This is a genomic window from Paenibacillus paridis, from assembly GCF_006345825.1.
In the GTDB taxonomy this organism is placed as follows: Bacteria; Bacillota; Bacilli; order Paenibacillales; family Paenibacillaceae; genus Pristimantibacillus; species Pristimantibacillus paridis.
The window spans coordinates 176,665-196,596 of sequence record NZ_VCIX01000091.1 but is presented as its reverse complement, the minus strand read 5'-3'; the positions used below and the strand labels follow the sequence as shown (position 1 = coordinate 196,596).

The 19,932-nt window shown below is 51.2% G+C and carries 21 protein-coding genes; 6 read left to right on the top strand and 15 right to left on the bottom strand.

Annotated elements, in window-relative coordinates:
* The first annotated feature begins 6 nt into the window (after positions 1-6).
* The 3 genes from FJQ58_RS20955 to FJQ58_RS20945 all read left to right on the top strand — a co-directional run bounded on the left by FJQ58_RS20955 (position 7) and on the right by FJQ58_RS20945 (position 2,998).
* Positions 7-1,374, top strand: coding sequence for a TrkH family potassium uptake protein (locus FJQ58_RS20955; RefSeq protein ID WP_139996763.1), 1,368 nt, complete (start codon positions 7-9; stop codon positions 1,372-1,374).
* A gap of 86 nt (positions 1,375-1,460) precedes the next feature.
* Positions 1,461-2,171 (top strand): futalosine hydrolase, encoded by a 711-nt coding sequence (locus FJQ58_RS20950; protein ID WP_139996762.1) that lies wholly within the window; start codon positions 1,461-1,463, stop codon positions 2,169-2,171.
* On the top strand, positions 2,168-2,998 hold the full coding sequence (locus FJQ58_RS20945; RefSeq protein WP_139996761.1) for a 1,4-dihydroxy-6-naphtoate synthase: 831 nt from the start codon (positions 2,168-2,170) through the stop codon (positions 2,996-2,998). Before FJQ58_RS20950 ends, FJQ58_RS20945 begins: the two co-directional genes overlap by 4 nt.
* An 85-nt stretch (positions 2,999-3,083) precedes the next feature.
* Here the strand turns inward: FJQ58_RS20945 and FJQ58_RS20940 are convergent, their stop codons facing one another.
* The 11 genes from FJQ58_RS20940 to FJQ58_RS20890 all read right to left on the bottom strand — a co-directional run bounded on the left by FJQ58_RS20940 (position 3,084) and on the right by FJQ58_RS20890 (position 12,780).
* A complete protein-coding gene (locus FJQ58_RS20940) occupies positions 3,084-3,464 on the bottom strand; it encodes an ArsR/SmtB family transcription factor (RefSeq protein ID WP_139996760.1) in 381 nt (126 codons plus the stop codon).
* 1 nt (position 3,465) lies between these two features.
* Positions 3,466-3,894 carry an SRPBCC family protein gene (locus FJQ58_RS20935; protein WP_139996759.1) on the bottom strand — a complete coding sequence of 143 codons (429 nt, stop codon included), beginning with the start codon at positions 3,892-3,894 and terminating at the stop codon, positions 3,466-3,468.
* Between the two features lie 167 nt (positions 3,895-4,061).
* The gene (locus tag FJQ58_RS20930; protein ID WP_139996758.1) at positions 4,062-4,436 is read right to left on the bottom strand and encodes a DoxX family protein; all 375 of its coding nucleotides are present in this window, start codon (positions 4,434-4,436) and stop codon (positions 4,062-4,064) included.
* A gap of 117 nt (positions 4,437-4,553) precedes the next feature.
* Positions 4,554-4,991 (bottom strand): Rrf2 family transcriptional regulator, encoded by a 438-nt coding sequence (locus FJQ58_RS20925; protein WP_139996757.1) that lies wholly within the window; start codon positions 4,989-4,991, stop codon positions 4,554-4,556.
* 129 nt (positions 4,992-5,120) lie between these two features.
* Complete coding sequence (locus tag FJQ58_RS20920; RefSeq protein WP_139996756.1) at positions 5,121-5,453, bottom strand: FlxA-like family protein; 333 nt, start codon at positions 5,451-5,453, stop codon at positions 5,121-5,123.
* A 123-nt stretch (positions 5,454-5,576) separates the two neighbouring features.
* Complete coding sequence (locus tag FJQ58_RS20915) at positions 5,577-6,767, bottom strand: amidohydrolase family protein (protein ID WP_139996755.1); 1,191 nt, start codon at positions 6,765-6,767, stop codon at positions 5,577-5,579.
* A gap of 28 nt (positions 6,768-6,795) precedes the next feature.
* Complete coding sequence (locus FJQ58_RS20910; protein WP_202915304.1) at positions 6,796-7,512, bottom strand: ABC transporter ATP-binding protein; 717 nt, start codon at positions 7,510-7,512, stop codon at positions 6,796-6,798.
* Positions 7,499-9,325: a branched-chain amino acid ABC transporter ATP-binding protein/permease gene (locus FJQ58_RS20905; RefSeq protein WP_139996753.1), complete on the bottom strand. Its 1,827-nt coding sequence runs from the start codon at positions 9,323-9,325 to the stop codon at positions 7,499-7,501. Before FJQ58_RS20905 ends, FJQ58_RS20910 begins: the two co-directional genes overlap by 14 nt.
* A gap of 25 nt (positions 9,326-9,350) precedes the next feature.
* Positions 9,351-10,232: a branched-chain amino acid ABC transporter permease gene (locus FJQ58_RS20900; protein ID WP_162341655.1), complete on the bottom strand. Its 882-nt coding sequence runs from the start codon at positions 10,230-10,232 to the stop codon at positions 9,351-9,353.
* 27 nt (positions 10,233-10,259) lie between these two features.
* Positions 10,260-11,507 (bottom strand): ABC transporter substrate-binding protein, encoded by a 1,248-nt coding sequence (locus tag FJQ58_RS20895; protein ID WP_139996751.1) that lies wholly within the window; start codon positions 11,505-11,507, stop codon positions 10,260-10,262.
* 34 nt (positions 11,508-11,541) lie between these two features.
* On the bottom strand, positions 11,542-12,780 hold the full coding sequence (locus FJQ58_RS20890; RefSeq protein ID WP_139996750.1) for an amidohydrolase family protein: 1,239 nt from the start codon (positions 12,778-12,780) through the stop codon (positions 11,542-11,544).
* A 251-nt stretch (positions 12,781-13,031) separates the two neighbouring features.
* On the opposite strand from FJQ58_RS20890, the gene FJQ58_RS20885 reads away from it, so the two are divergent.
* Positions 13,032-14,735 carry a PucR family transcriptional regulator gene (locus FJQ58_RS20885; protein ID WP_162341653.1) on the top strand — a complete coding sequence of 568 codons (1,704 nt, stop codon included), beginning with the start codon at positions 13,032-13,034 and terminating at the stop codon, positions 14,733-14,735.
* A 10-nt stretch (positions 14,736-14,745) separates the two neighbouring features.
* Here the strand turns inward: FJQ58_RS20885 and FJQ58_RS20880 are convergent, their stop codons facing one another.
* From FJQ58_RS20880 to FJQ58_RS20865, 4 genes are all read right to left on the bottom strand, one after another.
* The gene (locus FJQ58_RS20880) at positions 14,746-15,549 is read right to left on the bottom strand and encodes an HAD family hydrolase (RefSeq protein ID WP_238404217.1); all 804 of its coding nucleotides are present in this window, start codon (positions 15,547-15,549) and stop codon (positions 14,746-14,748) included.
* Between the two features lie 85 nt (positions 15,550-15,634).
* Entirely contained in the window at positions 15,635-16,192 is a 558-nt protein-coding gene (gene hxlB / locus FJQ58_RS20875; RefSeq protein ID WP_139996748.1) for a 6-phospho-3-hexuloisomerase, read from the bottom strand.
* Positions 16,193-16,197: 5 nt separating this feature from the next.
* On the bottom strand, positions 16,198-16,830 hold the full coding sequence (gene hxlA, locus FJQ58_RS20870) for a 3-hexulose-6-phosphate synthase (protein ID WP_139996747.1): 633 nt from the start codon (positions 16,828-16,830) through the stop codon (positions 16,198-16,200).
* 133 nt (positions 16,831-16,963) lie between these two features.
* Positions 16,964-17,329 carry a winged helix-turn-helix transcriptional regulator gene (locus FJQ58_RS20865; protein ID WP_202915303.1) on the bottom strand — a complete coding sequence of 122 codons (366 nt, stop codon included), beginning with the start codon at positions 17,327-17,329 and terminating at the stop codon, positions 16,964-16,966.
* 552 nt (positions 17,330-17,881) lie between these two features.
* On the opposite strand from FJQ58_RS20865, the gene FJQ58_RS20860 reads away from it, so the two are divergent.
* Both FJQ58_RS20860 and FJQ58_RS20855 read left to right on the top strand, forming a co-directional pair.
* Complete coding sequence (locus tag FJQ58_RS20860) at positions 17,882-18,601, top strand: 3-ketoacyl-ACP reductase (RefSeq protein ID WP_139996745.1); 720 nt, start codon at positions 17,882-17,884, stop codon at positions 18,599-18,601.
* Positions 18,602-18,745: 144 nt separating this feature from the next.
* On the top strand, positions 18,746-19,768 hold the full coding sequence (locus FJQ58_RS20855) for an LLM class flavin-dependent oxidoreductase (RefSeq protein WP_139996744.1): 1,023 nt from the start codon (positions 18,746-18,748) through the stop codon (positions 19,766-19,768).
* The last annotated feature ends 164 nt before the right edge of the window (positions 19,769-19,932 follow it).

Below are 19,932 nucleotides of genomic sequence, written 5' to 3'. Positions count from 1 at the left end.
GACGCCATGCTGAAAGTAGCTGACCTGCGCAATAAACTGCGGTTTCGACCAAGTCCGCCGCAAGTCATGACCTTTGGTTTCATATTAATTATCTTTATTGGGGCACAGCTGCTGTCTCGGCCGATATCCTTTACGGATGCCAAGTCTATCTCCTACCTCGATGCCTTGTTTATGTCTGCCAGCGCTACCTGTGTCACCGGACTGACCGTCCTCGATACCGGCACGCACCTTTCCACCTTTGGGCAAGTGGTCATCATTGTTCTCGCTCAAGTCGGCGGACTTGGGTTTATGACCATGGCAACTTTATTTGCGCTTCTGTTCCGCAAGCGTATCTCTTTCCGCGAGCGCCTGGTGCTTCAGGAGTCTATGAACTATGGCTCTAATGAAGGCATCGTACGCATGATTCGAAAAGTGCTGCTGTATGCATTGGTCATTGAATTGACCGGTGCTATTTTATTGAGCAGCTATTTTATGTTGGAAATGCCCGTAGGCAAATCTTTATATTTTGGCGTCTTCCACAGCATCTCGTTTTTCAACAATGCGGGATTCGATCTGTTTTCGCAGTTTCCCGAACGGCCGGGCAGCTTGATCCATTACGTTGAAGATCCGTTCGTTAATATCGTTTCGATGCTGCTTATTTTTTTTGGCGGGATCGGCTTTATTGTGATATCGGAGCTCGTTACCTACCCTAAACATAGAAAATTCAGCTTACATAGCAAGGTTGTATTATCCGTTACTGGCATGCTGACGGTCATTGGGGCAATCGTTATATTTGCGCTGGAGCTGTCCAACCCGAATACCCTGCAGCCTTTGTCCGGTATTGGCAAAACGCTCGGCGCCTTATTCCAATCGGTTACCGCCCGCTCCGCAGGCCTCAGTACCGTTGATCCGAGCATGCTTCGTGAGGTTACGCAGTTTTTCCTTATTCTGCTGATGTTTATTGGCGCTGGCCCCGGATCGACGGGAGGCGGAATACGAGTCACCACCTTTGCAATCCTCATTGGAGCGATTATTGCTATGATGCGGGGCAAAGACGACGTCGTTCTCTTCCGCTACCGAATTGCCAAGAACCAAATTCATCAGGCGATCATGTTTACGATGATTGCCTTCTCTATTATATGCGGAGCGACGATGCTCCTCTCCATTACGGAGACGGGCTCCTTCCTCGCCATTTTGTTCGAAGCGACGTCAGCTTATTGCACCGTCGGCATGTCAGCGGGATTAACGGAGCATCTAAGCAATATGGGTAAAATCATCATCATTTTGCTTATGTTTGTTGGCCGTCTCGGGCCAGTGACACTCGCCTTCGCACTCAACACGCGTTCCAAAAAAGAGCTGTACCGCTACCCTGAAGGCAAAATCACCATCGGCTAAGCAGCCATTTGCATCGGGAATCTGGCGAATGATACGATAGATCTATTCATTATGACTGATTTCCAGATAGAGGAGCATATGGTCTCATGACATCACAAACCGATAAACATGCTACCGATTTATTACATGAAGAAGAGCTGCACAGTCAAAAACGAATACTCATTGCGACTGCCGTTGAAGCGGAGCGTGATGCTGTACTTCGAGGACTGGGGGATATGCCGAACGTCGACGTCATTGCCGTAGGCGTAGGTGCAGCAGCCGCTGCGGCACGTACTGCGGCCGTGCTTGCAAAGGCTATGATTCCCTATCATTTGGTTATAAGCGCCGGCATAGGCGGCGGCTTTGTAGGCAGGGCCGATATCGGCTCGCTAGTGGTCGCCGATCTTATTGTTGCCGCTGATTTGGGAGCAGAGACGCCGGAAGGCTTCCTAGGCGTGGACGAGCTTGGTTTCGGCTCGGCTCGAATAGCAGTAAGCAGCCATTGGAACAGCCTATTAGTTCATGCAATGGCAGTTGCCCAATTAAACGTCTTAAGCGGCCCCATCCTCACTGTAACAACGGCTACCGGAACGGCAGAGACCACGTCTGCGCTTGCTAAGCGAGTCGATGGCGCAGCCGCGGAAGGCATGGAAGGCTATGGCGTCGCAGTGGCGGCCACCTTGTTTAACCTGCCTATTTCCGAAATTCGCGCAATCTCCAATGCTGTCGGTCCGCGTGACCGTGCAGCCTGGCGGATCGGAGAAGCGCTAGCCTCATTAGAAGCAGCAAGTACAGCCATACGGGAGGTTTTAACATGAACATTGCTTATTCACCTTGTCCGAACGATACCTTTGTCTTCCACGCATGGGCACACGGTCTAATCCCTGGAGCACCAGCGCTTGACGTCACCTATGCAGATATCGATATTACGAATAATTGGGCTGCCAAATCCAAAGGTCCCGAGGTTATGAAAATTTCCTATGCCGCGCTGCCTTGGGTGCTTGATGATTATAAATTGTTGTCTTGCGGCGGGGCCCTTGGCCGCGGCTGCGGCCCCCTTGTGTTGACCAATGGCGGGGAGAGCGGCGCCGTGTCTCTTGCCGGAAAACGAGTAGCCGTTCCTAGCGAACGTTCCACGGCCTATCTGCTTTTCCGGTTATGGGCAGCGCAAAATATCCCTGAAGGTGTAGGGGAGATCGTTGTCATGCCTTTCCATGAAATTATGCCGGCCGTACGCGACGGGCATATCGACGCTGGCTTAGTGATCCACGAGGCTCGCTTCACTTATCCTACGTACGGTTTGACCATGCTGACCGATCTAGGCAGCTGGTGGGAGTCGGATACAGGCTTGCCTATTCCACTCGGAGCTATTATTGCCAAGCGCGAGCTCGATGCCGAAGCGATTGCTCAGTGGATCCGTGCATCCGTCGACTACGCATGGACGCACCCGGAGGAATCCAAGCCCTACATTATGATGCATGCGCAAGAGCTATCCCCTGATGTTGCGCAGGCCCATATTGACCTTTATGTCAATGAATTCACGGCAAACCTAGGCGATGACGGCTACGCTGCCATTGAAGCCCTTCTTGGACGGGCTGCCGAGGAGGGCCTCGTGCCTAGCTTCGACTTATCGCTTCTGCGCTGATAGGATGCGCTTAAGCTCGAATATAGATAAGCAACGCCGAAGAGCCCCTAATTCCGTGGAATTAGGGGCTCTTCTCTTAACAGGGCTATCCCCCTTCGTTCCGCTCTACTGCAGCAAGCGGACCAAAGGATTCTACAAAAGTATCGTCATCAGACTCAACGAACCGCTTAAGAGCTGACAATTTATTTTCCCAATAGCGTTCATAATAGGCGAGCCAGCGCTTAAGCTCCAGCAGCGGCTCTGGATCAAGACGATAGCGCGTTTCCCGGCCAACCTTGCGATCCTTTACGAGCCCTGCATCTGCAAGCACGCGCAAATGCTTCGATACCGCTGTCCGACTCATCGTAAAATGTCCGCTAAGGACAGTGACCGGCATCTCCTCGTCCCCAAGCAGGTGAAGCAGCTTACGCCTTGTTGGATCAGCAATGGCCTGAAATACGTCATGTTTCGGTGCGCTCTCCGCCATATTAAGACTCTATAATCTGGCGCAGCTTCGCCACAATGCCGATCCAGCCGCCAGACATCCGGCCATGCACCTCGCCATGCGACTGTCCGAATTCCGTAACCTTATTCGCATCCCAGCCTGCATGGATCAACGTAAACTCCGTCTTGCCCTCCCGTTCAACCAGCTCGAATGTCAGGGACCAATCCTTGCCCCAGGAGAAAGACAACCGATTAGGAGGATCAAGCACCGTTACCTTGCAAGGAGAATTCCCGAAAGGCCCAGCTTCCAAATGAAATTCATAACCAAGCTCAGCTTGAAAATTGTTCGGCATGAACCATGTGGCAATGCCTTCCGAGGTTGCGACCGCAGCCCATACCTTCTGTATTGGCGCGTTAAGCACAAGTGTCTGCCTAATATCCGATAATGTATTCTGCGAAATATTGTTATCCATTTGACGTCCTCCATTAGCAATGCGTAATCATTGCAGCTCTTTAATACGAAACCATTTGGTTTCACTTTATGAGTATATGACACCCTATGGTTTCGTGTCAAATGGCATAACCTTCTATTCGCTAGCTTGCCCTTCACGCCCGCTCCTATGCCATCAGCCTAGTTATCTTATTGAAATCCAGGAAACTGGGCAAGCTCTCCGCTTTGCAGAAGGAAGATAACTACCGATAGAACAAATAGCACAATAGATGCGGCTGATTCTTTCATGCTGTCTTTCATGCGAACATGCACCAGGATTGCCCCAATCATTGTCACTCCTAGCAGCAAGCTGCCCGCTGCCGCCCAGCTCGGCTCCCAAATGCCCACGATTAAAGCAGCCGCTCCAAGGAGCTCTACTAATCCAGTCACTACTCTGAACCATTGCGGCAAGCCCCACTGGTTGAAATGGTCCACATGCATTTTGGTGCCGGATACTTTGCCTATACCAGCCATTAGAAACATCAAGCCCAGCAAGCTTTGTACAATAATCGCTACGATTTCCATACGTATTCCCCCTCGTCCAATTAACTGCCACTAACACAAGCACAGTTTGTTTCAAAAAAATTGCAGTATATCCGATATAACTGCAACCTTTATAAGCACATATTAATCTGCCACTTTTCAAAAGTCAATTGTTTCCGTTAAATCAGCAATCGAGTATTGTTTCAAGTATTCTACCGTGCGCAGATCGGCAGCATTCATGATTTGCTCGAGCGCCTGATCGAGCTGTATGCCAGCGCCTTCTTCGCCGCTGCATGACATTTCTTCCGTTCCTTCGCAAGGTTCCATTTTCACTGCCAAATAAACATCCGCTAACGTGATGCTGCCAGCTGGCATACTTAAGCTATACCCTCCGTCGCGACCTTCCCTAGCTTCAACAAATCCTGATTGCACCAATGTGGCAAGCACTCTGCGCAAAAAAGTCGCATGAGAGTTCACTTGTCCCGCAATAGTCGCACTGGAAAGCAGGCCTCCGCTCTTGGCAAGCCAAATGAGCACATGAACGGCTATGACAAATCGCGGAGGCCCGATTTGATTACCTCGCTTTGACTGACTCATATGATTTCCTCCTCGCAAGCTTCATATCAAAACCATTGTCTATGGTAGTTTACCTTCCCGCAATCCCCTTTTGCAAGGCGAATGGGCGGATGCCTATGCATCCGCCCATTCGAACTTCCCTTCCATCATTTATACCCGTACATCTAATGTACGGTCAGAATTCGCAACTGGGCCGGTAACAGCCATTGGAGCGTTAACATTCGCGTTTGCATTTACATCTTGGCCGCCTGCCTTGTTCGTGCTGGCTTCTGCCTTCTGTTTCGCGATTTCTTGCTGTAATTGCTGAATTTGCTGCTGGATGACCTGCGCTTTTTTATCCTTAGTCGCTTGATCATCTTTACTGTCATTGACTTTTTTAAGCTCGGCCTGCAGACTGCTCAACTGCTTCTCCAAGCTGGATGCTGTGGATGATACGGCTGAATATGACGCTGTGCTGTTGCCTGTTGTAGACGATATGTTCATATCTACTGTCCCTCCTTATGCTTGCTTTCCTAACGAAAGTCAACTATACACAAGGATCATGAACCCAGTATGAACGAGCATGCTGCTCGGCCCAAGGTGAACCGGCTAACGCCTTCCTTTGGACTAACGGATAGACACCGCTCTCTCCATTTCTGCCCATTTCCCGCCTACAAGCTTGCCACTAGAGAAGGCAGCCTCCCGAAGGGGAGCCGAAGCAATCGCATGCTTCGCATTGACGGCAGGCACCAGCATAAAGCTCGCTGGGTCGCCCACTTGCGGTGTAAGAGCGCCTGACGATATGAGCGGATACGTCTGAAGGAGCGCATCATCGAGTATCCAGCCCAACTTCTCGGCCAGCTTTGCTCCTCTTGCAAGCAAATCCCCATTGCCAAACGGACTCCATGCATCGAGTATATTGTCAGATCCGACATGTACTTGGACACCTTCCGCAACCAGTTGGTCTACACGCGGCATCGGCCTGTCGAGCGGAACGCTCGTAATAATGGCGACATCATTCGCCTTCAATTGCTGCGCAAGCTCTCTCGACTCCGTCTCCGTAACCTGTCCCAAGCAATAAGCATGGCTGACAGCGGCCCTGCCGCCTTTGCCGGCCTGTGCCGTTAATTCCGCAAAGCGGCTAATCGTATACAAGCCCAGATGCCCAGGGTCATGCAAATGGAGATCAACGCCTGCATTAAACTCCGCGCTTAGCTCGAATGTAGCTTCAAGGCTGCGATCGACCTGACGGTCCAATCCCGCAGGATCAACGCCGCCAACATACTCGGCGCCGGCACGCAGCGCATCCTTCATGACTTGCTTCGAATCCGAGCGGAGCAGCCCTTGCTGAGGGAAGGCGACAATTTCAATCTCCATTACGCCGCGGTATTCTTCACGAACCTGCAAGACATTCTCCAAATGGGAAATGCCAATTTGCGGATCAACGTCCACATGCGTTCGGATTTTAGTCGTTCCTTGGCGAAGAAGCAGGTCGATCAGTCGGCGGGCGCGCTCAGCGACCGTCGTCGGAAGCGATGCCAGCATGGACTTTTCAAACTTTAATTGCCCGGGCAATGTAATAAACGGCTGAAGTGGCTTCCACGGCTCGCCCAAAAAATGCTTATCCAAATGAATATGCATATCGGTCATTGCTGGCAAATACAGCAGCCCTTTCGCATCTCTGATGCCGGCTCCCACCGCGCCTCCTGAAGCCGGATGGCTAGGCGTTATATGCGAAATAATCCCTTTCTCCACGTCCAGCTTGATGTCAAACAGAAGGTCATTGATTTGGATACGATTAATTTGTGTAATGGACACCTGCGTCACCCTCTACGTCATCATTTAGTTAATGTGCGCCCAAATAGGCTTTAATCATACGATCATCATTCAGCAAAGCGGTAGACGAACCCTGTAATGCGATACTTCCATTATCAACAACGTAACCTCGCTTCGCAATGGACAGCGCTTTATGCGCCATCTGCTCTACTAGCAAAATCGCCGTTCCTTCGTATGCCAATTCGTTTATGGTAGCAAAGATTTCATTGACGATAATAGGAGCGAGCCCGAGCGAGGGCTCATCGAGCAGCAGTAGCCTCGGTTTACTGATCATGGCACGCGAGAGAACGAGCATCTGCTGCTCGCCTCCGCTAAGCGTAAAGGCCAGTTGATTTCGGCGTTCATGCAGACGGGGGAACCTCTCGAATACAAGCTCCAGCTCTTTCTCGAATTGCCGCTTCGTGACCGACCCGATTTTCTTCTTCAGCCCCATGCGCAAATTCTCAGTAACCGTCAGGGTGCCGAATACCTCCCGGCCTTCCGGAACAAGCGATACGCCAAGATTTGACGTTTTGTTCGCTGACATACGGGTAATCGGCTTGCCGCCAAGCTCTATGACGCCGGCATTAGGTCTTACAAGGCCAAGCACCGCTTGCAGAAGCGTTGTTTTGCCCGCACCGTTGGAGCCGATTACAGCTGCAATCTCGCCTTCTTTAAGCTCCACGTCTACGCCCTTCAAAGCGTGGATAGCGCCATAGCGCACTTCAAGTCCTTTAATGCTCAGCACTGGCAGCCACCTCCTCTGAGCCCAAATAAGCTTGGATAACTCGCGGATCGCTAAGCATTTGCTCCGGGCTGCCCGTTCCGATTATTTTCCCAAAATCAAGCACAGTCACCGTATCCGATACGCGCTGCACAAAGTCCATATGATGCTCGATTAAAATAACCGTCAAGCCATGGCCGACAAGCTTGCGAAGCAGTTGCTCCAACTGCTCAATCTCCAAAGCCGTCATGCCGGCTGCCGGTTCATCGAGCAGCAGCAGGCTAGGAGCCGTCGCCAGCGCACGCGCGATTTCTACCATCCGTTGATGCCCATACGGGAGCTGGCTAGCCGGCATATGCCGGTCGCCTTCGTAGCCGATCAGGTCCAACAGCGCATGCGAGGTCTCCACCATGAGGCGCTCGGAGCGGTGCTGCCCGGGCAATCTTAGGAGGGATGCCCCAAGCCCGCTTTGCGCTCGCTTAGCTAGGCCTGTCATCACATTTTCAAGGACGGTAAGCTCTTTGAACAAACGGGAATGCTGGAACGTCCTTGCAATCCCTAGCTCGGCAACTGCCGACAAGGAACGCGGAATGAGCGGCTGCCCTCGTAGCGTATAATGACCCTGATCTGAGCTGTATAATCCACTGATGACATTCAGCAGCGTGGTTTTGCCGGCCCCATTTGGACCGACCAACGAATGTATGGTCCCCGCCTCGACCGTAAGACTCACATCTTTTAAAGCATGCAATCCTCCAAAATGTTTCTGGATTCCTTCTAGCATAAGAATGGGCTGGCCGCTCGCTCGTACAGGGGAAGCAAACAACGCTTTGGCCTCTTCCGGCGACAACACCTGCCTTGGATTGGCGCTTGCATATCGCCTCAAGCGCGGGCTAAGCCAGCCATCTAGCGTACCGACGATGCCCTTCGGCAGAAAAAATAGCACGGCAAACATAATGCCTCCGTATAGTGCCATACGCAGCTTCTCCATATCAAGCAGCTCCGGCAAAAACACGATAATAACCGCGCCGATTACCGGGCCCAGCACTCGGCCTGCTCCTCCTAAAATAACGATTAGAACCAGCTGGACTGAGGTCTGAAAGTTGTACGTATCTGGACTGATAAAGCTATTGGCATGCGCATAAATTGCGCCAGATAGCCCTGCTAGCACCGAGCTGATGGCGAAGCCCGCGTATTGGACCGCAAACTTGCGAATGCCAAGCGACGCAGCGGCAATCTCATTTTCCTTCGTCGCAATCATCGACCTGCCCCAGGAGGAGCGCCGCAAATTGCGAGCAAGCAAAAGCGCAGTTGCTGAAATCACTAGCACAAATATATACATGCCTTTCAGATCGAAGGTATAACTGCCGATCTGCGGCTTGGCTATGCCTGATATGCCAAGCGGGCCGCCAGAGAAAGCATCCCACCGAATAAGCACCTCATGAATTACGACCCCGAAGGCGATGGTAATCATCGATAAATAGACGCCGCCGGCTCGAATGGTTGGAATGGCGATCAAGCTGCCAATGAGAAGCGAAACGACCATGCCGATCAGCGCAACGCTCCAGAAGGACAAGCCGTATTTGGTGCTGAGAAAAGAAGACATATATGCGCCGATGGCCATTAAGCCCGCATGGCCAATGGAGACGATGCCGCAATAGCCGATTAAAATATTCATGCCCGTGCATGTAATAACGAATATGCCGATCATAAACAATAAGTTCAAATAATACGTATCGACCATCCATGGCCCTGCGGCAAGCATCCCAATGGCCGCGAGGCCGACGATCCACCCTGCGGCTGCACGGTAGCCGGCGCTCCGCTCTATGAGCTGAATCATCTGCACACCCCCTGACTTAAACTCACTAGACTTTCACTATCGTTTTGCGCGCATTAAACAGCCCCATCGGCTTCCAATACAGCACCAGAATAACCAAACCATACACAAACATCTCCCTGAATGCCGTAGAGATGTACTGGCCAATGAAAGCCTCGGAAATGCCTAGAATCAAGCCTGCCGCGACGATGCCCTTCGGATTGTTAACCCCGGCGAGAATCGCAACCGATATCGCCTTAAGCCCGAGCGGAAGCCCAATATCTACGGAAACGGCATAGTTCGTAGACATCAAGGCTCCGCCAATGCCTGCCAGCAAACCGCTCAGCACGTAAGCAACCGCCACGATCTTGTTGCTGCTAATGCCCATTATTTCTACAGCTGTGCGATTGTCCGCCGTTGCCCGAAGCCATAAGCCCCAATGCGATTTTTTGTAAAATAAAATGAGCAGCACCAGCAATACCGCAACGACCGGCAGAAAAACAAACTCTTTCCAATAGATCCCCGCTCCAGCAATACGCAGCATCTCATCACCCATGGGCGAAGGAGTAACGCCTTCATCCGGACCGTTTACATAAAGAGCAACGTCTTGAATAATAATGCCAACCGCTATCGTACTGAGCACCCATTCGATTGAATTCACGCCTTTGTCGAACTTTCGGATTGCCAATCTTTCGATTCCTAAATTCAACAGCCCAACGATTAGCGCTGCCAGCATAAAGGAAACGAAGAAGGGCAGGTGCCCTAGCTCGGCAAAGCCGAACATAAGCACCCCGCCAAGCATAACCAGCTGTCCTTGCGACATATTCAGCGTGCCATTCACGACGAACGTCAAGCTGTAGCCGAGTGCAATCAAGGCATATAGACAGCCGACCGAAAGCCCGCTAATGGCAAGCTGGAGTATAAGCGACATGTCCATCCCTCTCTTCCGCGAAGTAACTTATTGCTTATCCGAAATAACCAGCTTGCCGTCCTTCCATACGCACATAAGGTAGGAATTCACATCTACCGCATCGTGATTTTCAGGGGTAAAGGCTTGCTCCCAATCCTTAATTACGCCGCTGTAAGTGCCCAGATTCGTCTCCAGCGTATTTTTGATCGCCTCGCGGTCCTTCGCCAAATCACCGGATAAGCCCGCTTTCTCAATCGCTTGGAACAGCATCATCGCACCGTCATAGCCTTGTGCCGCAGAGGCGAAGGTGGTTGGAATGTGGCCGAATTTCGCCGTGAAGTCTGCCAAAAACACTTTTGCCGTCTCACGCGTCTGATCCACGTTGAAGTTAGCCGTTTGAATCGCATACGTGCCTTCCGCCAGCTCCTTGCCAACTTCTTGGGCACCCTTGTTCGCCATGCCGTTCTCGCCTACGATCGGCACCTTCCAGCCGAGCTTATCCATCGCTTGCAGCACGTACCCATTCGCCGCGCCTTGCCCGAATAAGTAGATGACCTCGGCTCCCGCTTGCTTTGCACGGTTGACCTGCGCGGTCATGTCTTTATCCTTGGCATTATCAAAGGACTCGACCGCAACCGGCTTCAGCCCTTCCGCCTCCAGCACCTTGGTCATAGCGGCTGCCGCGCCCTTGCCGTAACCGCCGTTCTCGTGCAATACCGCGATTTTTGTCGTCTGGAAATGCTCTTTAATGAATTTAAGTGCATATTGCGCCGTTATATTCGCGTTCATCCGAACGCCGAACGTCCATGGCATACCGGATTCAACCGATGCCGGAACGTTTGAGGTGGCTACCATAAACGGAAACTTTTCTTCCATAATGATTGGCGATTGCGCCAACATAACCGTACTGTGAAAACCGCCAATAGCTGCAAGCACCTTCTCCTTTTGGCTAAAATCACGGATAATGCTGATGCCGCGCGTTGGGTTCTGCTCCGTATCGCGCACGACCAGCTCAACCAGGCGCCCATCGATTCCACCCTTTGCATTCACTTGATCGACCGCTACTTGAACACCCTGATACAGGTTAACTGAGTTCATTGCGTTATCGCCCGTCGCTTCCGTTGACATGCCGATTAGAATCGGCTCCTTGCTGGCAGCTCCAGCGCTGGAAGCCGGGGCGTTAGCCGCTTCTGCATTCTTGCCGCCGCCATTGCCACCGCCGCATGCTGCCAGTACCCACATCATGACAACGACCAATAAACCCAGTGTCCACTTCTTGCCGCTTAGCTTCTTCATCCTCAAACCCACTCCTCTATATGTGTTTTTTTCATCAAAACCTTTGCAGCTCGCTGGATACCCGCGTCTCGGCCGATTTCACGCCTCGTTTCCACACCGTTCGATGCTCTGGCTTATCCAGCAAAATATCGCGTTCGGTCTGTACCGCGAACAGCACCATATCCGCCTTCGCCCCGATACGAATCCCATAGTCTTGCACGCCAAGCGCTCTAGCCGCCCCATCCGTCAGCATATGAATCAATTGCCGAGCATCGGCTTCGCCTCCCATATAAGAGGAAACTGCGACCAGCCACGCTGTTTCCAGCGGATCTGCCTTTCCGAAAGGGGTAAACGGATTGCGCACGTTGTTCACCCCGATCACGACATTGACGCTATGCTCAAGCAATAGGCCGATCGGCGTTAACCCGCGCCTAGGCCTCTCCAGGTCGCCTCTGCCGTTGATGTACAAATCGGTAGCTGGAAGACTCATGATTTGGAGGTCCGCCTTCTTGATTTGCTCCACGACCGATACCGCACGATGATGCTCCAGCGAACCAAGCGAAGTGACATGTCCTGCGGCCACCAAGCCCTGCATGCCTGCCGCTATCGTTTTGTCCGCAATGTCTGCAATGGCGAGCTGCTCGGGATTATCTGAAAAATCAGCATGGAAATCGATAGGCTTGCCATGCTTTTCTGCCAAATCGAACACAAAACGCAAATGCTCCTTCAAATCAGCATCTTGATACGTAATGCCGCCAACGACATCCCCTCCAAGGCGCATGGCCTCATCCATAAGCTCTGCCGTTCCAGGGCACTCGGCTATGCCCTCCTGCGGGAAAACAACGATTTGCAAGTCCAATACCTGCTTTACTCGCTCCTTCAGCTCAAGCGCCGCTTCAAACGCAGACAACCCAAGAATGGGATCAACCTCGGCGTGGCAGCGCATATGGGTGACACCGCAGCGAACGGCTTCGCGGATAACCGCGAGCGATCTCGCCTGCATGTCTTCCTTCGTAAACCCATGCTTCATCTCCGCAGTCATGCGAATCGCATCTTGCAAGGATGCGGCCTCCTGCTCCATGCGAGAGAGCAGATAAGCCTTCTCCAGGTGTATATGCGGTTCTATGAATCCCGGTAACAGCATCCCTCCTGCTCCATCCTCCGTTTGAAGCGCCTCCGGCCTATGATTCGATTGGCTAGGGGCAAGATACGTGAAATGCCCTTGTCTTACGCCGACATCCATAAGTGCGGTTTCCTGTTGAAGACGTACTTGTGTAAGAAGTAAATCAAGCAATGCTCTCACCTCTACTGGCACATTTTAATGAAGATTTGATGGGGAGCAACAAAGTACAACCCCTCCCACATGTCATGTTTATTTACATATATCCTTGTAGAAAAAGCATAACTTTTCATTTAACTGCTGTCATTGTTCAATAGATCCAAAGGTTCTTCTACTCTTTGGATCATTCGTCCAGCATACCCTTTACAACAAGCGCAATCGGTGTTAGTTTTTATATCATAACTATAAATGGAAGGATGGACCCTATGCTGCTTGAGCAATTGCTTTCGAATGCCGTTTTTGCCAAAGCAAACGTTATTGCAGGCCATAGCGGCTTAACGCGTACCATTCAGACCGTTAATATTATGGATGCGCCTGATATTATCCATTTCTTAAGACCCGGTGAGCTGCTGCTTACGAACGGTTATTTCATGAAAGAGACACCTTCCATGCTGCTGGAGCTCATGTGCAAAATGAATCACCTGAATTGCTCGGGGCTCGCGGTCAAGACTAAACGGTTTGCGCTGGACATTCCGCAGGAGGTGATCGACGAAGCCAATCGGATTCATTTTCCGATCATCGAAATCTCCTCCGTGGAGTATTCGCTTGGCGAAGTCTTGCAGCGCTCCACCAGCTTGATCTTGGATAACAAAAACGATGAATTGCAATATTCGCTGACCATTCATAAGCAGTTCTCCGAAATGATCATGAAAGGGAACGGCATTCCCCAAATGATTGGCGCGCTGACGCAGCTCCTATCCTCGCCTATCCTCCTGCTCGGCAGCAAGCTGCAGGTGACCGAACATTCCCATCATTTCAAGCAGCCGAGCTTGCAGCCGCTAATGGCAGCCGCCAATAAGCTGTTAAGCGATATTCCAGCCTTGCCTGCCGCCGTTCAGCTCTGCCTGCTTGACCCCGTGCTGCGAAAGCATCGCTACATGGCCATTTATCCGGTATTCACGTATCGCCATGAAGGCTATCTCATCGCTTTCCAGCCCCACCAGGCAGCTTCGGCCCAGTACAGCTTAACGCTGGAGCAAGCCGCCAATGTCATAGGCATGGAGATGACTAAGCTCCATGCCGTGAAGGAACGGTCACGCCGGTACAAAAACGAATTTTTTTCCGATTTGATCGACGGATTTATCAGCTCAGAGCAAGAAGCACTCCATCGCGGCAAAAAATACGGCCTCAAGCAGAAGGAGACTTGGTTGCTCCTCGCTGCCCGCAAAGACGAAAATTCCGGCTCGCCGACAAGCATGGCAAAAAACGCTGCGCCACTTACTGACGAGCGTCTGATCTCAGAGCGGGATGTCCAGTATGATCTGATTAAACGGCAATTCTCGCAGCTTGGAGACGCGCCCGTCATGTTCACCAAAAATGATTTGTTTGGCATGCTGTTGTGCATTAGGGAATCGGAATGGGAGGAAAGTGTTTTCCTGAAGCAATTGGCAGCCATGCAGGAGCAGCTGGATTTGCAGTCTCAACTGGGCATCTCGCTTGGCATAGGGAATCCGGTGACGAATGTGCTGGATATTGGCACTTCCTATAACGAGGCTGTCAAGGCGCTTCATATCGGGTATCAAATGAAAAAAACGAGGTTCATCCAATCGTATCAGCCTAAGGACATCAGCTATCTCTTCCGAATGATCCCTTACGATGAGCTGAAACAATTTTACGATGAAACATTCCAATGCTTGTCTGCAATGGAGGAGAATGAGCAAAAGGAGCTGATGCGCACGCTTCATGTGTATTACGACACCCAGTGCCAGCTCGTAGAAACAGCCAAACAGCTTTTTGTCCACCGGAATACCGTGATTTACCGACTGGACAAATGCGAGAAGCTGATGGGCATTAAGCTTAAGGACCCTATTGAGAGCCTTCGCTTTAGGCTGGCCTTCGCCGTTCTGCCCCTCTTGCATTCAGGGAAAAGCGACTCCGTGATTCGAAGCTTGGGAGATTGGGGGCGTTAGCCCTGTTCGGCTATTGCCAGCCTGGAATCTTGCGCAGATCTCCATCTTCGATCAGCCACTTGCTTCTAGTTTCCAATAAATGCGCAGGAGACGCGCTTGTACGAAGATAACAGCCGTCAATGCCCGCCCGGCGGGCACCTTCCATATCCGTTCGAGGATCATTGCCAATCATCAGCGCGGCGGATAAATTGACTTGATATTTTCCGCATAAATACGCATAAAAAAGAGGGTCGGGCTTACTGATCCCGGCCACCGACGAGATCGCTATTCCATCGAAACAATGGTCGATCCCCAGCGATTTCAGCTCCATTTCAATAAACGTTTTTTGCCCGTTGGAGAGTAAATAGATCTTTTTCCCCCGATGCCTTAAACCCGTAAGCACCTCGATAGCCCCTTCATAGAGCATCAGCTTACGCATCGACAATATTCGGAACCATCTGACCGTTTCTTGCAGCCACGCTGTATTCGCACGCCCTTTCAGCTTCCTCACGACGTCAGCGAATACATCCTCTATGACATAATCGGGGTATTCGCAGCGCCTCCTGCCCGCTTCCAAGTGCTGCTCCATATGGCAGAGTGTGAGTGCCTGCAGGGCTTGGCCGGAAACATTCATGCCGTTATAACGAAAATAGAGGGCCATGTTCTCCCACAGCTGCTGGCTTTCTTCATCTGTCTGTATATCAATTAATGTGCCGTACAAATCAAAAATATAGGTTTGATACAGGCGAAGTCCTCCCTTTCTGAATATGCAAACGCTTGCGCATTGATCTGTAGCTCGTTTGGATTTCGGCAGTAATATCTCTGATATTACCATATATGCTAGCTAGCTGGTCAACAAAAAAAGAGACCCGCCTACCGTCAACATGACCGCTGGGCTTGTCTCTCTCATTTCGATCTAACTATTCCAAATTCGCGTGATTGCCGTACATGGCTTTGCCTGTCAGCTCCTGCTTGTCCATCAGCCGCAGAATGACGGCATCGCATACGAGCAGTAGCATTTGTTCAAACAAAGATCCCATAGGCTGAACCGTTGACGCATCTTCCCCATCCTGATCCTTTGGCGCGCCAGGCAGCTTTACTACGATATCTGCCAGTCTGCCAATGGTCGAAGCTTCGGAGAGCGTCAACACCCCTACGCGGGCTTCCAAGCTTCGCGCTTTTTGAACCATCGGCACCAGTGATTTGGTCTCGCCCGAACCTGAGCCGATCAAGAGCAAATCCCCCTTGCTTAAGCTGCGGGTGACCGTCTCGCCAACCACATACACGTCAAGGCCCAAATGCATAAGCCGCATCGCGAACGCCCGCATCATCAGACCGGAACGCCCTGCCCCTGCCACGAATACGCGGCCTGCAGAGCCGATGGCTTCAGCTAACTGCTCCAGCTGTTCGCCTGCTAGCTGCTCTGCAGCACGATTCAGCTCGTCCAAGACTACGGCCAGTTTGGAGGAATTGGACATCTTCATTACCCTTGTTTAATCAATTGCTGCATCTCGGAAGCAGCCGCTTGCATGTCGGCTTGTCCTGTGATCCCGCCGCCTACGATAACCAGGTCAGGACCAACAGCAATGACTTCCGGCAGCGTGCTTAGTTTGATCCCGCCAGCAACAGCTACCTTTGCATTTTTGACAACGGCTTTAATGGTGCGAAGGTCTTCAAAGGAATTTTGCCCTTCTGCTTGCAGATCATAACCTGTGTGTACGCAGATATAGTCTACGCCAAACGAATCAACCTGCGCCGCGCGTTCTGCCAGGTTTTTCACCGCGATCATATCCACCAAAATTTGTTTGCCTTGTTTTTTGGCTTCCTCAACCGCACCTTTAATGCTCGCATCCTCAGCTACGCCAAGAATCGTAACGATATCCGCGCCAGCTTCAGCTGCCTTCATCACTTCGTAGCCGCCGGCATCCATGATTTTCAAATCCGCAAGCACCGCAAGGTTGGGAAAAGCCTCCTTGAGCGCTTTGACTGCATGAAGTCCTTCGTTAATAACGATCGGCGTACCAATCTCTACGATATCCACATAAGACTCCACTTGCTTCACGACTTCAATTGCACCCGGAATATCAACAAGGTCAAGCGCTAATTGCAATTTCATTTATCGTTCACTCCTCATAGGTTGTGTTTGTTTCACTAACAAACCCTATTCTAGACCGTCATAGGCAAATAAAACAGTACGCACTTTTACGGAACGTAGTACCCATTTGGTAACTATGAGAAGTTTTTTTCTCCTATTCCCCCTGCCCCCGCAGGTGTCTTTCCTGATGCTGCTCTCCCCATTGCGACATGACATTGAGCAGTTCTTTCACCGTTAACCCGTATTCCGTTAATGAATATTCAACCTTAGGAGGCACCTGCACATAGACCTTTCGGTCGATAATCGCATCCTCCTCCAATTCACGCAGCTGCTGCGTAAGCATTTTTTGGGTAATGGCGGGCATTTCCCGTTTTAACTCGCCGAAGCGGTGCGTCCCCTCCGTCAAATGGCAAAGAATAACCGGCTTCCACTTGCCGCCAATCACCTTCAAGGTCAATTCCACGGTTTCTTTAAAATGCTGATCTCCCAACGTCAACGACTCCTTTAGTGTCCAAATCATTAGATCGATATCGAATAAACTCGAAAAATAATAGCTTCTTTCGCAATATATCCATATTGCCGAACGTTTCTCAACAAATTCCCCTGCGTCCGATCTCGCACCGTTTATATATACGACTTCCCTCATTAAAATTTAGCTGGAATTTCTCCCTCTATTTTCATTGAATTTAGGATTTTGTGCCGTTTAGCTGGAATTTCTCCCTTTAATTTCGGATAAAAGGACCCATAAGGCATTATGCCGTTGTATTAACAGGAGTTATTCCCGCTATTTCAATTTCAAGATGAATAGTGCTTTTTTAACGGGAGGAATTCCCACTAAATTATAACGGCGTAGCCCTTCTCTGCCGAAAGAGAGCAACCTTTTATCGCGGGTGTAGAAATCTGGTGTATCCTGCACACGATCAAGCTTATATTTCTGAAAAGTTGATACTTGCCTTCCGTGTGGTGTAGCATAATAAGAGAGCTTAACGTATGTCATGACTTGTTAAAAGGATATCATACCTAGGCTGGTTCATACGAATTAAACAAAACGCAAGACAAGGGAGAGATCTGCATGGAATTAAAAAATAGATCAGCCATCATTACCGGCGCAGGCAAGGGAATAGGCAAAGCGATTGCCACGGCATTGGCCGCAGAAGGCGTCAACCTCGGCCTGGTTGCCCGGACAAGCTCCGACTTGGAAGCCCTTCAAACAGAGCTCACTAGCAAACACGGGATTAGCGTACATATTGCTACTGCGGACATAGCGGTAAAATCAGACGTGGATCAAGCGGTAGAAGCCTTGAAGGAGAGCCTTGGCTCCATCGATATTCTGATCAACAACGCCGGTATCGGAACGTTCGGCACACTCCTAGACATGGAGCCTGAGCAGTGGGAACGCATTATTCAGACCAATGTTATGGGCACCTACTATGTGACACGCGCCGCGCTTCCTACGATGCTTGCGCAAAGCAGCGGCAGCATTATCAACATTGCCTCTACGGCGGGTGAGCGCGGCTTCGCCACGGGCTCCGCTTACTGCGCGTCCAAGTTCGCCGTCATCGGCATGACCGAGGCGCTCATGCAGGAGGTTCGCAAATCGAACATCCGTGTTACGGCACTGACGCCAAGTACCGTCAACACCGAGCTGGCTTCGAACGCCGGACTCAAAATCGGTGACGAGGACCGCATGATGCAAGCGGAGGATATGGCAGAGCTTGTGCTCGCAGCCCTCAAGCTGCCGGACCGCGTATTCATTAAAACTGCGGGCATTTGGACAACCAATCCGCAATAATTCTCTGCTCAACTGACGTAGCCCCTCGCCTCTCCATGGCGCTTGGGGTTTTCCGTCTAATCCGGGAATTTCGCAAAGCCCACCCTACCCTCTCTCGGAAAACGGTCTTTCCGTTTACACATTGCTTAGGAGGTTTAATCGACTATGTCTATTCATACGATTCCTTGGTCCATCTTGGATCTTGCACCCATCGTCACCGGCGGCACACCCGCCGATTCTTTCCGAAATACGCTAGATTTGGCCCAGCATGCCGAAAAATGGGGCTATCACCGCTACTGGCTGGCGGAGCATCATAACATGCCTGGCATCGCTAGCTCCGCGACCTCGGTCGTCATTGGGTATGTAGCCGCGGGTACTGAAAAAATCCGCGTCGGCTCCGGCGGCATCATGCTGCCCAATCACGCTCCGCTCGTCATTGCCGAGCAATTTGGAACGCTTGAATCCATATATCCCGGACGGATAGATCTCGGCCTAGGCAGAGCGCCCGGCTCGGACCATATTGCCGCTCGAGCGCTGCGGCGCGGACTTGGCAGCAACGGCGAGGATTTCCCCGAACAGCTCAATGAGCTTCGCCATTATTTCAATCCGACCGATGAATCCCGTGCGGTGATGCCAAGGGCAATTCCGGGCGAAGGACTGAGCGTGCCGATCTGGCTACTTGGCTCCAGCGGCTTTAGCGCGCAGCTTGCGGGGCATCATGGCCTTCCGTTTGCATTCGCCAGCCATTTCGCGCCGGATTTCGTGTTGCCAGCCCTCAAGCTTTACCGCGACAACTTCCGTCCCTCCGCAGAGCTGGAGAAGCCTTACGCCATGATTGGCGTGAATGTCATTGTCGCCGAAACGGAAGAAGCGGCCAAATTTCTCGCTACTTCGCAAGAACAGGCGTTTCTAAACCTGATCCGCGGGCGCATGGGACAGCTCAATCCTCCTGTGGATAGCATGGACGGACTATGGAGCGAACAAGAGAAAATGATGGTTCGCAAGCAGCTTAGCTTTACGATTGCCGGTACGAAAGCGACCGTTCGGGATCGGTTAAACGCCATTTTGGAAGAGACAGAAGCCGATGAAATGATCGTCGTTAGCCAGATCTATGACCATGGCGCACGACTTCGCTCCTACGAGCTGCTCTCCGAGATCGCACGCGAGAGCCGCGAAGCGGCTCAGTAACCACAAAGCAAAAAAACGAACGGCCATTGTGGAATACGCATAACTATTTTTCCCTTTACATTCGAAGCAGTAGTTTGGCAAGTATTGCCAAACTACTGCTTTTTTTATGCTCATTTCCCATATTCGCTTAGATGGGTAGATTTTGGCGAAATCAGAAATACTAA